The sequence below is a fragment of the Streptomyces ureilyticus genome (genome assembly GCF_011045025.1).
GTDB classification, from domain to species: Bacteria; Actinomycetota; Actinomycetes; order Streptomycetales; family Streptomycetaceae; genus Streptomyces; species Streptomyces ureilyticus.
Genome location: NZ_JAAKZX010000007.1, coordinates 1 through 14,005, shown reverse-complemented (window position 1 = coordinate 14,005; position 14,005 = coordinate 1). Strand labels below are relative to the sequence as shown.

The 14,005-nt window shown below is 70.3% G+C and carries 12 protein-coding genes; 3 read left to right on the top strand and 9 right to left on the bottom strand.

Translation table 11 applies throughout. The features are described 5' to 3' along the window. Position 1: 1 nt before the first annotated feature. From G6048_RS03480 to G6048_RS03465, 4 genes are all read right to left on the bottom strand, one after another. A complete protein-coding gene (locus tag G6048_RS03480; RefSeq protein ID WP_165337924.1) occupies positions 2-1,180 on the bottom strand; it encodes a DUF6545 domain-containing protein in 1,179 nt (392 codons plus the stop codon). Continuing rightward, entirely contained in the window at positions 1,177-2,469 is a 1,293-nt protein-coding gene (locus G6048_RS03475) for an MAB_1171c family putative transporter (protein ID WP_206341119.1), read from the bottom strand. Before G6048_RS03475 ends, G6048_RS03480 begins: the two co-directional genes overlap by 4 nt. A gap of 2 nt (positions 2,470-2,471) precedes the next feature. Further along, positions 2,472-3,071 (bottom strand): toxin-antitoxin system, toxin component, encoded by a 600-nt coding sequence (locus G6048_RS03470; protein ID WP_235989448.1) that lies wholly within the window; start codon positions 3,069-3,071, stop codon positions 2,472-2,474. Between the two features lie 70 nt (positions 3,072-3,141). After that, entirely contained in the window at positions 3,142-3,819 is a 678-nt protein-coding gene (locus G6048_RS03465; protein ID WP_165337923.1) for a hypothetical protein, read from the bottom strand. 397 nt (positions 3,820-4,216) lie between these two features. Between G6048_RS03465 and G6048_RS03460 the strand changes: the two genes are divergently transcribed. After that, the gene (locus G6048_RS03460) at positions 4,217-4,447 is read left to right on the top strand and encodes a hypothetical protein (protein ID WP_165337922.1); all 231 of its coding nucleotides are present in this window, start codon (positions 4,217-4,219) and stop codon (positions 4,445-4,447) included. Between the two features lie 33 nt (positions 4,448-4,480). Here G6048_RS03460 and G6048_RS03455 read toward each other — a convergent pair whose 3' ends face one another. Continuing rightward, positions 4,481-5,176, bottom strand: a complete 696-nt coding sequence (locus tag G6048_RS03455) for a 4'-phosphopantetheinyl transferase family protein (RefSeq protein WP_165337921.1) — start codon at positions 5,174-5,176, stop codon at positions 4,481-4,483. Positions 5,177-5,450: 274 nt separating this feature from the next. Here G6048_RS03455 and G6048_RS03450 point away from each other — a divergent pair, with 274 nt between their 5' ends. Then, complete coding sequence (locus G6048_RS03450; RefSeq protein ID WP_165337920.1) at positions 5,451-6,575, top strand: ATP-grasp domain-containing protein; 1,125 nt, start codon at positions 5,451-5,453, stop codon at positions 6,573-6,575. 31 nt (positions 6,576-6,606) lie between these two features. Here G6048_RS03450 and G6048_RS03445 read toward each other — a convergent pair whose 3' ends face one another. From G6048_RS03445 to G6048_RS03430, 4 genes are all read right to left on the bottom strand, one after another. Further along, positions 6,607-7,482 (bottom strand): sulfotransferase family protein, encoded by an 876-nt coding sequence (locus tag G6048_RS03445; protein WP_328825662.1) that lies wholly within the window; start codon positions 7,480-7,482, stop codon positions 6,607-6,609. A 164-nt stretch (positions 7,483-7,646) separates the two neighbouring features. Beyond that, the gene (locus tag G6048_RS03440; protein WP_165337919.1) at positions 7,647-10,697 is read right to left on the bottom strand and encodes an alpha-mannosidase; all 3,051 of its coding nucleotides are present in this window, start codon (positions 10,695-10,697) and stop codon (positions 7,647-7,649) included. Positions 10,698-10,748: 51 nt separating this feature from the next. Next, the gene (locus G6048_RS03435; protein ID WP_165337918.1) at positions 10,749-12,089 is read right to left on the bottom strand and encodes a 6-phospho-beta-glucosidase; all 1,341 of its coding nucleotides are present in this window, start codon (positions 12,087-12,089) and stop codon (positions 10,749-10,751) included. A 39-nt stretch (positions 12,090-12,128) separates the two neighbouring features. Continuing rightward, a complete protein-coding gene (locus G6048_RS03430; RefSeq protein ID WP_165337917.1) occupies positions 12,129-12,878 on the bottom strand; it encodes a DeoR/GlpR family DNA-binding transcription regulator in 750 nt (249 codons plus the stop codon). 129 nt (positions 12,879-13,007) lie between these two features. On the opposite strand from G6048_RS03430, the gene G6048_RS03425 reads away from it, so the two are divergent. Beyond that, a partial coding sequence (locus G6048_RS03425; protein WP_165337916.1) for a carbohydrate kinase family protein occupies positions 13,008-14,005 on the top strand: 998 nt, incomplete at its 3' end.

The following is a 14,005-nucleotide window of genomic DNA, read 5'->3' as shown; positions in this document are numbered from 1 at the left end:
GTCAGCCATGGCCGGCGGCCGCTCGCAGAGCGGACTGCCGACGGGCCTCCGCCACGATCGGAGAGAACGCCAATGCCTGTGCCAGCCCCACCATCTGACGGGGTGTCGATACCGACCGCAAGGTTCCCGCCTTGGATGGCATGCCCGCACTGTGCCGACACGACGCCTGCACACGGGCCGCCGCGAGCATCGCCGCTTCGGCCACCACCTCGGCCTGATCGGGGGCGTGGGCCGCGAGGGCCTTCTCGTAAGCCGTCGCCCGCACCTGGTCGTCGAGGTACGGCGAGCAGGCCAGGACGCCGTCCCAGATGGAGATCTCCTGCCGTGCCAGTCGCCGCACCGGGGGATCCCACCAGCGGATGACCCCCGTGGCGGGAGCGCGCAGCGTGCGCAGTTCCGCCGACAGAGGCAGCAGCCGCCGGTAGCGCCTCCAGGCGCGGGCGTTGTTCACCAGCGGAGGTCCGATCCGGGGCAGGGCGAAGCCGCAGGCGCAGGTGATGCCGGCCAGCATGACCAGCGGAGGCGAGACGACGGTGGACAGGACGTCCCAGTCGTTCCCCAGCCAACGGGCAGCCATCGCCGCGTACTTGACGATCTGGTAGCACCCGTCGAAGAACAGGCCGATGACGATCAGCGTCAGCCCGCGGCGGATCATGCCGCGTACCTCCCGCAGCCACCGCACGCTCATGACCATGAGGGCGACGGTGGCGGCCGTGTGCGCGACGAGATACAGGACGATCATCTCGCGCATGAACGGGGTGTTGGCGTAGTACGTGTCCAGGTCCCGGGCGCGTTCCACGGGGACGTCGGCGAGGGCGAACAGGACCCAGATGCCCGCGATGACCAGCCCGTAGACGCCCGCCACGAGCAGGGAGGCACGCCGCCTCCGCTCCGGCGATCCGCCCTCCCAGTTGATCATCAGGACCAGGTAGCCCGCGCTCAGCGCCGTCAGGCCCGCGTACACCAGTGGGGCGCTGAAGTTGGCGATGCCGGTGACGTCGTTGACGAAGCGGATGGTGGGCGGGGCGGACAGGATGCAGACGAGCGAGCCGATCAGCAGGATGACGCCGGTCGACGCCACCAGAGGGTCACGCCACAGCTGCCTTCCGGCCGAGAGCTTCAGCACGGCGGCCAGCAGGAGCAGGCAGCCGGGGATGTAGAAGACTATGCCGCTGCTCACCGTATGGGAGTTCTTTCGTCGTCTGCGGCTGGGATGCCCGCGGCGGCGGCGCGGGCTGCCGCCACGATGGGGGACGTACGCAGGGAGTGGGCGATACCGATCAAGGACGGTCGCGTCACGGGGAGTTCGGCGTTCGCGGGCTTGTTGGCGTGCTCGGTGTCCCTGCTGTTCCCGCTGTTCTCGCTGTTCCCGCTGTTCCCGCTGTTCCCGCTGTTCTCTTCGTGCTCCAGGAAGCCCGCCGGTGTGGCCGGTCCGTCGCGCCGGCAGGCCTGCACGGCCGCGGCGATCATGGCCGCGTGGCCGATGCGGGCGGCGGTGTCGGCGCTGTGGCCCGCGGCAAGTGCTGCTGTGTGCGCGTGTGAGCGGACGTCGTCGTCGAGGTGGGGGCGGATCAGTCGCAGCCCGTCCTCGATTCCGGCCTCGCGTCGGGTGAGGTGGATGAACGGCGACGCGTACCAGGGGATCGGGGCGGCGAGCAGGCTGCCGGGGTGGATGCCGCCGAGTTCCCGCCACAGGGGGCCGAGCCGCCGCCATGTCGTCACGGCACGCCAGACGGCGGTCGCCCACGGGCCGAGAAGCGGCAGGGTGAAGCCGGCGACGGCGACGGCAGCAGCCAGGCCAACCAGGCGGGGCGCCAGAGTCGTGCTCAGCATGTCCCAGTCCCGGCCGGTCCACCGCGCGATCACCGCGGTGAGCTTGAGACCGCTGAAGGACACGTTGAGCAGCCAGGCCAGGACCAGCAACCACAGTCCCGCCCGAAGCCATCCGTGGACTTCCCGCGCCCACCGCCCGCACAGAACGGTGCTGGCGACGGCGGCCGTCATATGGCCGAGCAGATACGCCACGACCATCTCCCCGATCCACGGGGTCCTGGCGTAGTACGTGTCGAAATCGGTGAGCCGCTCGCTGGGTGCGTCACCCAGCACGAACAGGGTGATCAGTACGGCGATCAGGACGCCATAGCCGACCGTCCAGTGCCGGGTGAGGCGGCGCACGTACGCGTCGGACCCGCCGCGCCAGTGGATGATCAGCAGCAGGCAGCTGGCGCTGTAGGCACTCACCGTCGCGTACACCAGCGCGGCGGAGAAGTTCGCGACGCCGGTCGCTTCGTTGAGGCCGGCGACGGTGCGCGGAGCGGCCAGGAAGAAGCCGACGCCGCCCAGGAAGATCACCCAGCAGACGGCTCGGATCAGGGGGTCGCGCCAGGAATGCAGCAGGCCGGGCAGCTTCAGTCCCAGTCCGGCCCAGCAGACGAACGCGGGTATGTAGTAGTAGGCGGAGGCGTCCATGCTCAGACCTGTGGCCGACGGCTGCCCAGTGAAGCGCCGATCCGTCCCGCGATCTGGGTACGGTCCGTGTTCTCCGGCTTCCCCTCCAGCCAGCCCCGGAAATGGGTCACCGCTTTCAGCGCGAAGGTCTCGGCGTCCTGCTCGACCTCTTCGTCGAACACGGACCGGGCGGCGACCCGTACGACGGTCGGCTTCAGATGGCGCAGATCGGCCCGCTGGTCCAGCATCCGGGCCGCCACCGTGGCACCGGCGATGTGGTGGCCGCAGTCGCCCTTGATCATGTGCCAGATCTCGTGGAAGAGGATCGCGAGCTGGTGCAGCGCGGTGGCCCGCTTGTCGACGAGGATGAGGTCCTCGTCCGGCAGGTCGAGCCACAGGCCGGTCGCGGTCCGGTGCGGGAACTCCTCTTTGAGGAGCACCACTTTGCGCCCCCGGATCTCGCTGACGACCTCGATCAGTGCGGCGAACAGTTCATCGGGATCCGTGGGAGGGGTCAGTTCCCGTCCGCCGGCGCGCAGTTCGCCGGTCAGCCGGTCGATGAATCGACGCATCTCCTTCTCGGCCTGGAATTCCCCGACCAGCCGCGTGACAAGGCGACGCATCGACTGACTACTCCTCACATCCCGGACTCCGCCCGGCAAATATTCCAGACGTCCGGGCCGGCTGCCAGGCCTACGGGGTTTCCGGGCTTTTGGGGCCCTTTTCTTGGTCGCGCCGTCGCAAAATCGTGTCGATCCAGTCGGCGACCAACTCCTGTTCCGCATCGCTCAGTTCCGCGGCCCGATGGGCGATCCGCCGCAGCCCGTGCGCGTGCCGCAGCCTGGCCAGGGGGTCCTCGCCGGCCGCCGCGCGCAACTCGGCCAGTACGGGCTGGAGGGCGTCGTCGAGGGCGGAGGCGGGCTCGGCCGACAGCCAGCCGTTGGGTGCGCCGAAGAAGAACTCCTCGATCCCGGCCTGGGTGGCAGCCAGCGGGCCGCCGGAGCGGACCGTGCGCGGCTCCCCTCCCCCAGCGCCCTCGCCGACGTGTGCCTTCTTCCGGCTGTTGACGAGGTTCGACAGGGAGGCCCGGGACGCACCGAAGGAAGCGGCGATCTCCCCGTAGGAGCGCCGCTGCCCGTCGTCGCGGCGTCGCGTTTCCCGCAGGTGCTCGAAGCGGCGGATGATCCGGTCGGTGATGTCCTCCGCGGGGGGTTCCTTGCCGTCCAGGAGCGTCTCGATGACCTCCCGGGGGACGCCGCTGTCGACCGACAGCCGTTCCACGTCGAGCACGTCGTCACGGCTCTGCCCCTCCGCGAGGAGGGCGTCGAGGTGGCTCAGGGTCTCGGCGAGCGCACTGAGCGGATCTCTCACCGGCACGTCTCCTGAAGTGAGGTGGGTAGCACGTACGAAGTTGATGTTCCGCACGATAGCCGCTGCCAGGGCCCGCCGACCACCGCGAAGACATCTCAATAGTCACAAGCGGCTACTGCAGTTGACATACCTCGGGATGGATTGCAGGATCATGACACGACGTAAGGACCGGTCATCGCACCGCGACCACGGCCGCATGGCCGTGCCCAGTGGCGCGAGGCTCGCGTGTGCCCCACGGGGGAGGGCGCACCGGGCGCCGTGGTCCGCGGCCGCGCACCGTTCAAGTGTGCGCGGCCGCGGACCGATTGTCAGTGGTGGACGGCAAGCTGGACCCAGCGCCACCGCTGTGCGACGGCGCGTGAACACGAGAGCCGAGCCGAACCGGGAGAGTCGTCCGATGCCGACCGCCGTACTGACCGATCACGAACGCACCGCCGTGCAGGCCTATCTGCGCCTGTTGCACACCGTACGAGCCGCTCTCGACGGCCCGCCCGACACGGCGCCCCGCCCCGTCGTCGTACCCCCCGCCGCCCTCGCGGAGGCCGAGCGCGCCCTGGAGGCGGCGGGCCTGGCGGGCAACGAGGAGGCGTTCTTCCGCCTGCTGCACGCCTGGTCCCCGCAGTCGTGACGCTCCCCGGCCGGGCGCCCAGCGGAAACGGGATCAGCCACCGTCGTACGAGACGGTCACCGCGGTCGCCACAAGACCCCGGCCCACCGTCCAGCGACCGTCGAAGTGCTCGACGCGGCGGCCGTCCACCACCGGGCCCGGCACCAGGAGCCGGGCGCGGAAGACACCCGAGGTGGTGTGCCCTGGAGCCAGGCCGACCTCTATGTCCGCCTCCGTGAAGTCCAGCCACTTCCGGGTGAGGGGGAACCACGCCTTGTAGACCGACTCCTTGGCGCTGAACAGGAGCCGGTCCCAGTGGACCGCGGGGTGCTCGGCGGCGAGCGCGCGCAGCCGGGCGTCCTCGGCGGGCAGGGACACGGAGGGCAACACGCCGTCCGGGAGCGGCAGATGGGGCTCCGCGTCGATGCCGAGGGAGGCCAGGTCGGTGGCGCGGGCCAGTGCCGCGGCGGCGTAGCCCTCGCAGTGCGTCATGCTGCCGATCAGTCCATCGGGCCATTGCGGGGCCCCGCGGTCACCGGTCAGCACGGGCTGCGGGGGAACGCCGAGCTTGTCCATCGCACGCCGGGCACAGGCGCGTACGACGGTGAACTCGCGGCGCCGCTTCTCCACGGCCCGCGCGATCAGCGCCTGCTCCTCGGGATACTCGGGATACAAGGCCGCGCCCTCGACCGGTTCGTCACCGTTCGCTTCCACGGTCACGACCGCGTCCGGGAGTAACTCCTCGATCACTGGATCCGAACCTCCATCGGCAGAATGCGAGGCAGCGTACCCAGCGGTGCCGGTCCGCGGTGAGCAGGGTGCCGCACCGCAGTGTGAGGCCGTACCAGGGCGGGGCGTAATCCGTAACAAGGACGTAGCAGCGATCATGCCCGGAAGCCCCTATGATCGGCCCTACACAACCGCGCGCTCACCGTTTCCGAACGGCGGTTTTGTGTACCTCCACACTCCCTGGCCGGGCTCGGCCTGCTTCGCCGTGCCCGCGAACCTTGAAAGGACGGCCTGAATGGTCTCTCGCGTACGCGTCTGGCTCAACCGCACGTACGCGGAGAACGTGTTCTTCATGGATCAGCTGCGGGAGAATCCCAGCGGCCGTCCGGTCGAGATCCATGCGACGCACGGCGACCCCGACTCCCCCATCCTGGCCGCCGCCGACACCGCGGCACTGGAACCGGAGGGGCTGTCCCCGGCCGCGTACGTCGAGTACGCCCTCGATCAGTGCGCCCGGCACTCCATCGACGTGTTCGTTCCGGTGCTGCACCAGGCGGCGGTCGCCGCGCATCGCGAGGAGTTCGCCGCGGTCGGTACGGCTCTGCTGGCGCCGCCCGCCGAGGCCGTGACGACCTTCCAGGACAAGGTGACCGCGTACGAGGCGGTGCGGGCGCTCGGGCTGCCGGTGCCGCCCTGGTGGCGCGTGCGTACCGAGGAAGAACTCGTCGCGGCGGTCGACGCCTTGGAGGCGGACGGCCACAAGGCCTGCTTCAAGCCGGCCGCGGGGGCGGGCGGAGTCGGCTTCCGCATCATCACGCGCTCCCCCTTCTCACTTATGCACCTCAACGGCTTTCCCAGCCCGTACGTGCCGCTGAATCTCGTCGTAGACGCGCTGCGGCAGGCCGACGGCCCCGTCGACTGGCTGGTGATGCCGCGCCTGGAAGAGCCGGAGGTGTCCGTCGACTGTCTGACCGGGCCGGACGGACGGGTGCGGATGGCGGTGGGCCGGACCAAGAACGGCCGTCGGCGCGGCTTCACGCTGCAGCCGTCCTTCATCGAGCCGGCGCGGCTCATCGCCCGGTCCTTCGATCTGCACTACCTCACGAACGTGCAGTTCCGTATGTACGGGGACCAGCCAGTGCTCATGGACGTCAACACACGCCCGGCCGGCGGTCTTCACCAGCTCTCCCAGTGCGGCCTCAACGCCCCATGGGCGGCGGTGCGGCTGGCGCTCGGCGAGGACCCGGGCGAACTGGTTCCGCCGTTCCTGGGCCGGGACTACGCGGTGGTCGCTGGTCCCCGCCCGGTGCGTGCGGTGTCCGTGCCGCAGCCGCAGCCACAGCCGTGCCTGGACGACCGCCGGCCGTCGCTGCCGGCCGTCCCCGCCCCCGCTTCGGAGCCGGCCGCCACGCCTGCGTGATCTCCACACCACCCCGCGCCCCCGTGCCCGGTCAGTCGACCGGGTACCCCCACTCGCGCGCCAACTCGACCAGTCGCGGCGACAGTTCGGCCCCCGGGTCGGCCGGGCGGGCGGACTGGATGCGGCCCGACTTGATGGTCTCGCTCCAGTCGCCGAGCTGGGGGCGGAAGGTGCCGTGGTCCTTCTTGCCGTACTCGAGCATCCCCGGCTCCCAGGGAACCTTGAGGTAGTCGCACAGGCCCCGGGTGACCGTCTCGGGGTCCGCGGTGAGCTCCTCGTACGTGATCACGTGGGCGCCGGTGAGCTGCTGCCGGGCCTCCTCCAGCCTCTCGCTGTAGTCGAGGACCTCACGGCGGATCTGTTCATGGTCCGGGTCGGCGCGACGGTTGGTGAGGGAGGTGACGACCGCGCCCGGGTGGCGGAGCAGGACGATGTAGCGGGCGTCGGGCCAACATCGTTGCAGCCGGGGCCAGATGAGGGTGTTCGGCGGCGTCTTGTCGACGATGATCGCCTTGCCGCTGCGGGTGAGCTCCAGATGGAGCACGCGGTCCCACAGGACGTGTTCCAGCTCGTCCTTGTCCAGCTCCAGCGCCTTCATGGCGTCGGCCGTGAAGTCACGGGCCAGGTGGACGTGGAGGGTGCGCAGATGCATCTCGTGCGGGGCGCGGATCTTGGAGTGGCTGTTCAGCAGGACGCGCAGCAGGGTCGAGCCGGAGCGCACCGAGGACAGGACGAAGACCGGGGAGTCGACCAGGCGCGGGGCACGCGGGGCGACGTACGCGTTCTTCGGGGTCCGCTGCATGGGCATGGCGTCGAGGCTCCGGCGGGGCGGGCTCACCGCCTGGGCCATCAGTCTCCCGCGGCGCTTCAGCCCTTTGCGGATCGCCGAGATACGTGGGTCCCGCACGGTGACACCCCTCTTTTTCTCTCACCTACGCCTTGCCGCGCCATCCCAGGGGTACCGGGCGAACTTCAGGTGTCGTAAAGGCAACAGGCCGTGGTCACGGCGGGCCGAAAACCCGCCGTGACCTGGCTTCTTACCCGTTTCTTAATTCTTCATGGAAAACGGGATCAGTCATTCCGCCGTGACAGCCGCAGGGTCTGCACCTCGAAGGGACGCAGCGACACGGCGACCCCGCCGGCCTCAACGTCCGCCTCGGCGAGGGGCCGCTCCAGAAGGTCGGTGACCTGGGCCCCGGCCAGCGGGAAGCCGGTGCGCAGGGTGCCCTGGGCGCGGCCGCCGCAGGACTCGTAGAGGCGTACGACGACGTCGCCGGACTCGTCGTCGGCGAGCTTGACCGCCTCGACGGTGACGCCCTCGCCCTCGACGCTCACCACCGGCTCGGCCGCGCCGGCCGAATCGGCCACCCGCAGGGGCAGGTTGAGTGCGTAGCCCTCCGCCACCGTGTCCTCGATCGTCGCGCCCGGCAGCAGCGCGTACGTGAAGCGGTGCTTGCCCTGGTCGGCCTCCGGGTCGGGGATGCGCGGGGCGCGGACCAGGCTGAGGCGGACCGTGGTGGTCGTACCGCCGTCCTCGCGGACCGTGCGGGAGACGTCGTGGCCGTAGGTGGAGTCGTTGATGACCGCGACTCCGTAGCCGGGTTCGCCGATGTGCACCCAGCGGTGGTTGCAGACCTCGAAACGGGCCGACTCCCAGCTGGTGTTGGTGTGCGTGGGGCGCTGGATGTGGCCGAACTGGATCTCGGCGGAGGAGTGCGCGGCCCGGATGTCCACCGGGAAGGCCGCCTTGAGGATCTTCTCCGTCTCGTGCCAGTCGATCTCCGTCTCGATGTCGATACGGGGGCTGCCCGCGCGGACGGTGATGGTTTGCGTGATGCGTGAGCCCTTGCCGAAGGCTCGGTCTACGCGGATCGCCGCGAGGAGGGGGTCCTCTTCGATCACCGTGACGGACTCGGCGTCCAGGAGGTCCGTGTAGCGGTTCTTGTAGTGCTTGTCGATGTCCCAGGCGTCCCAGTAGTTGGGGAGGTCGGTGTGGAGGCGGAGCAAATTGCCTTGGGCGGCTAGGACTTCTCGGTCTGACCGCAGGTCGCGTACGGAGGAGAGGGTGCCGTCGTCGGCCACCTCGACTCGTACGAGGCCGTTGTCCAGGACTCGGCCTTCGGTGACCGTCACCGGGTGCGGGGGTTCGCCCGCGCCGAGGGGCGCGCTGCCGTTGGCGGGGACCTCGGTGTACATCGGGACGCCTACCGAGGTGCGTACGACCTCTGCGCGGTCGCACGGGCTCGTGTTGAACACCCGCGTCTCACCCGAGCCGAGCGCCGCCACGGCCTCGCCCGTGAGGGCCTGGACCTCCTGAGCGACCCGCGCGTACTCCGCCTCCGCCTCCCGGTGCACCCAGGCGATCGACGAGCCCGGCAGGATGTCGTGGAACTGGTGGAGCAGGACTGTCTTCCAGAGGCGGTCGAGCTTTTCGTACGGGTAGGAGTAGCCCGGCGCGTTCAGGGCGGCGGTGGTGGCCCACAGCTCGGCCTCGCGCAGGAGGTGTTCGCTGCGCCGGTTGCCCTGCTTGGTGCGGGCCTGGGAGGTGTAGGTGGCGCGGTGCAGCTCCAGGTAGAGCTCGCCGACCCAGACGGGGGCGTCGGGGTACTCCTCGCGGGCGTCCGCGAAGAACTTGTCGGGGTGCTCCACGACGACCTTCGCCGAGCCCTCCAGGTCCGCGAGGCGCCGGGCGCGTTCCATGATCTCGCGGGTGGGGCCGCCGCCGCCGTCGCCCCAGCCGAAGGGGGCCAGGGAGCGCGTACCGCCGCCCTTCTCCTGGTAGTTGCGGACGGCGCGGGCCATCTCGTCGCCGCTGAACCGGGCGTTGTAGGTGTCGACCGGCGGGAAGTGGGTGAAGATGCGGGTGCCGTCGATGCCCTCCCACCAGAAGGTGTGGTGGGGGAACTTGTTCGTCTGGTTCCAGGAGATCTTCTGGGTGAGGAACCAGTCGTTGCCCGCGAGCTTGGCGAGCTGCGGATAGGCGGCGGTGTAGCCGAAGGAGTCCGGCAGCCACACGCCCTTGGTCTCGACGCCGAAGTGCTCCATGAAGAACTTCTTGCCGTGCACGAGCTGGCGGGCGATGGCCTCGCCGCCGGGCAGGTTGCCGTCGGCCTCGACCCACATGCCGCCGACCGGCGCCCACTGGCCCTTCTCGACGGACTTCTTGATCCGCTCCCACACCTGGGGGTAGTTGTCGCGCACCCACTCGTACTGCTGGGCCTGCGAGCAGGCGAAGATGAAGTCCTCGTACTCGTCGGCCAGCGCCGTGACGTTCGAGAAGGTGCGGGACGTCTTGCGCTTGGTCTCGCGGATGGGCCACAGCCAGGCCGAGTCGATGTGCGCGTGGCCGACGCCGGAGACGGTGTGGGCGCTGGCGTGCGCGGGCTTGGCCAGGGCGGGGGCGAGCACCTCGCGGACCGCGGCGGCGCTGCCGGAGACGTCGTCCAGGTCCACGGTGTCCATGGCCCGGTCAAGGGTGTGCAGGATCTCGTGGCGCCGCGGGTCGTGCTCTTCGAGGTGGACCATCAGTTCGCGCAGCACCTGGAGGTCCAGGTCGAGGTGGAAGACGTCCTCGTCGAGGACGGCGAGGTCGGCGCGCTGGAAGGTGTAGATCGGCTTGTCGCCTGCGGTCAGCACGTCGCCCATGACGGTCGGGCGCGAGAAGTTGTCGGCGAGGATGTCCGGGTTGGACGCGGCCTCGACGAGGTAGTGGATCTCCTCGCCGCCCGTTGCCGGGTTGGCGATCGGCACGTACTGGTTGAGCGGGTTGACGGCCTTGAGCGGGGTGCCGTCGGCGAGGTGGACGAGCGCCTCGGCCTGGTTGCCGGGCCAGTCGCCGATGAACCCGAGGTCGATGACGGCCTCGACGCGCCTCCCGGCCCACTCGGCCGGCACCTGCCCGCGCATCCGGAACCAGGTCGTCCCCCAGGGCGGGCCCCAGGGGGTGTCCATCGCGAAGGGCGCGTACGACGCCGACGCGGCCTCCTCGAAGGGGACGGGCTCGCCCGGTGCCTGCCAGGCTTCGACCTCGAAGGGCACGGAGGCGGCGTAGAGCGCGGTCTTGATGCGCTGGTCGTGGACGCGCTGGACGCGCTCCTCGATCCTGCGGCGTTCGTCATGCATGTGCGGGTCTCCTCGGAGGGCTCTGCTTCAGGCGCTGCTTCAGAGGGTCTACTACTTCAGGTACGCCAGGCCAGGGTGCTCGGCGGTGTAGCCCTCGACGAGACGACGGGCGACGTTCACGGAGTCGACCAGCGGGTGCAGGGCGAAGGCCTTCACCGCGGTCGTACGGGAGCCGGATTGGGCCGCGACGAGCACCTGGCGCTCGACCGCCTTCACCGCGCAGACCAGGCCGGTCGCGTGGTCGGGGAGCGGGTCGACGGCGACCGGGTGCGCGCCGTTGGCGTCGACGAGGCAGGGCACCTCGATGACGGCGTCCGTGTCGAGGACGGACAGGGTGCCCTGGTTGCGGACGTTGAGGATCAGTGTGGTGCGCTCGTCGCGGGCGATGGCCCGCATCAGGGCGAGGGCCACCTTCTCGTAGCCGCCGGAGAGGTCGTCGGCGTCGCGCTCGCCGGCGCCCGCCGCGGCCCGGGACTCGGACATGTACGTGGCCTCGCGCTCGGCCCGGGTGCTCTCCCAGGTCTTGAGGGCCTCGGCATCGGGGCGCCGCATCGCCTCGTAGAAACCGGCCTGCTGGTCGCGCAAGAAAGCGCCGCGGGTCTTCTCGGCGTCCTGGTAGGCGCGTACGGCTTCGCGGTTGAAGTAGTAGTAGTGCAGGTACTCGTTCGGGATCGCGCCCAGGGACTGGAGCCACTCGGTGCCGAAGAGTTTGCCCTCCTCGAAGGAGCCGAGCAGGTCCGGGTCGGCGAGCAGGCGCGGCAGTTCGTCGCGTCCGGCGACGCGCAGGCCGCGGACCCAGCCGAGGTGGTTGAGGCCGACGTAGTCGATCCAGGCCTCGCGCGGGTTCGCGACGCCGAGGACCCGGGCGATCCGGCGGCCGAGGCCGACCGGTGAGTCGCAGATGCCGATCACACGGTTGCCGAGGTGCCGGGACATGGCTTCGGTGACGAGGCCTGCCGGATTGGTGAAGTTGATCACCCAGGCGTCGGGGGCGAGCCGGGCCACGCGCCGCGCGACGTCGACGGCGACGGGCACCGTCCGCAGTCCGTACGCGATGCCGCCCGCGCCGACGGTCTCCTGGCCGAGGACGCCCTGGTCGAGGGCGACCCGCTCGTCGGCCGCGCGTCCTTCGAGGCCGCCGACGCGGATCGCGGAGAAGACGAAGTCGGCGCCGCGCAGCGCTTCGTCGAGGTCGGTGGTGGCGGTCACGGCGGGTGCGCCCGGGACGCCGGCCGCCTGCTCGGCGAGGACGCGGGCGACGGCCGACAGCCGCCCCCCGTCCAGATCGTGCAGCACGACGTCGGTGACGCGGCCCTCGGCGCGGTCCCCGAGGAGCGCCCCGTACACGAGTGGCACCCGGAATCCGCCGCCACCCAGAATCGTCAGCTTCACGCCACAGCCCTTTCCACGTTCATGTCCGCACCACACAGCTCATGTCTGCACCACGCGTACGCCCGCCTCCTCAAGTGCGGACCTGGTTCCGGCGTCCGCCGGACCGTTGGTCACGACCACGTCGAGGTCCTCGGGTCCGCAGACCTTCGCCATCCCCGTACCCGGGAACTTGGCCCGGTCCGCGAGCAGGACGACCTTGTCGGCCGCGGCGATCATGGCGCGCTTCACGGGGACCTCGACGACCGTCGTGTCCATCACCTGCCCACCTGGGCGCACTCCACTGGTGCCGAGGAAGAGCCAGTCCGCGCGCAGCTGGCGCAGGTTGTCCTCGGTGAGGAAGCCGACCAGGGAGCGGTACTCGCGGCGGACCATGCCGCCGAGCAGCACCAGTTCGATGCCCTCGTCGTCCACGAGTTCCTCGTAGACCACCAGGTTGCTGGTGATCACGGTGATGCGTCGGCCGTGCAGCTGCCGGGCCAGGCGGTAGGCGGTGGTGCCGATGTCGAGCAGCACGGACTGGCCGTCCTCGATCATCGCTGCGGCCCGCTCGGCGATGGCATCCTTCTCGGATACGCGCACCTCCGCGACCTCGGCGAAGGGCTGGTCGCCCTCCTCGGCGACGGCCCCGCCGTGGACCCGTGTGAGGAGGCCGTCCTCTTCGAGTTTGACCAGGTCGCGGCGGATTGTGGCGGGGCTCACGCCCAGCTGTTCCGAGAGGTCGGTCACGGCGGCGGGCCCGCCGGACCGCAGGGACCGCAGGATGAGTTGGTGTCGTCGTTCTGCCAGCACGCCGTGAACAGTACTCGTCATTCGCAATCAATTCCATGCTCGGTTCTGCTCAACTCTTGCCAAATTGGCTGGATGCGCGCACGATCCTGTGCACGGAATTGCAGGTTTTGACGAGAGGAACAGCGCGTGGTGGGTGACGAACAGCCCGATGTCCTGCTGACCGGGCTGCTCTTCTACGACCTCGTCCTCACCGGTCTGGGCAAGCCGCCGACTCCCGGCGAGGAGATCTGGACCGAGGGGATGGGCGCGGGCCCGGGAGGGATCGCGAATCTGGCCGTGGCCGCGGCCAGGTTCGGCTTGAACACCTCCCTGGCCACGGTCTTCGGGGACGACTACTACGGCGCGTACTGCCGTGACGTCCTCGCGGACCAGGAGCACATCGACCTCTCGCTGTCCCGTACGGCAGTCGGCTGGCACACCCCGCTCACCGTCGCGCTCGCGTACGACCACGACCGGGCCCTGATCACCCACGGCCAGGAGCCCCCGTACTCGCAGGACGCGCTGATGGGCGACCCGCCCGCCGCGCGCACCGCCCTCGTGCACATCGAGGCCGAGCCCCGCGCCTGGCTCGCCAAGGCGGCGGCGAACGGCACGCACATCTACGCGGACGTCGGCTGGGACCCCACCCAGCAGTGGTCCGCCGACCTCCTCGACCAGCTCTCCCTGTGCCATGCCTTCCTGCCCAACGACACCGAGGCGATGGCCTACACCCGCACCGACACCGCAGCCGCTGCGCTCAGCAAGCTCTCCGAACTGGTGCCGGTGGCCGTGGTCACGCGGGGCCGCGACGGTGCGGTCGCCGTCGACCAGACCACGGGCGAGTACGCCGATGTGCCGGCCCTGGACCTCGATGTCGTGGACGCGACGGGCGCCGGAGACGTCTTCGGCGCGAGCTTCGTCGCGGCCTCCCTCGGCGGCTGGCCCCTCGAAGAACGGTTGCGCTTCGCCGTGCTGGCCGCCGGTCTGTCCGTACGCCATCACGGCGGGGCCCTGGCCGCACCCGGCTGGTACGGCGTCCACCAGTGGTGGCAGGCCGTCGACGATCCGGAACTGCGGCGGGCGTACGGCTTCCTGGCCGACCGCCTGCCCGCGGACCCCGGTCCGCCCCTCCCGCACGCCCCGGTGAC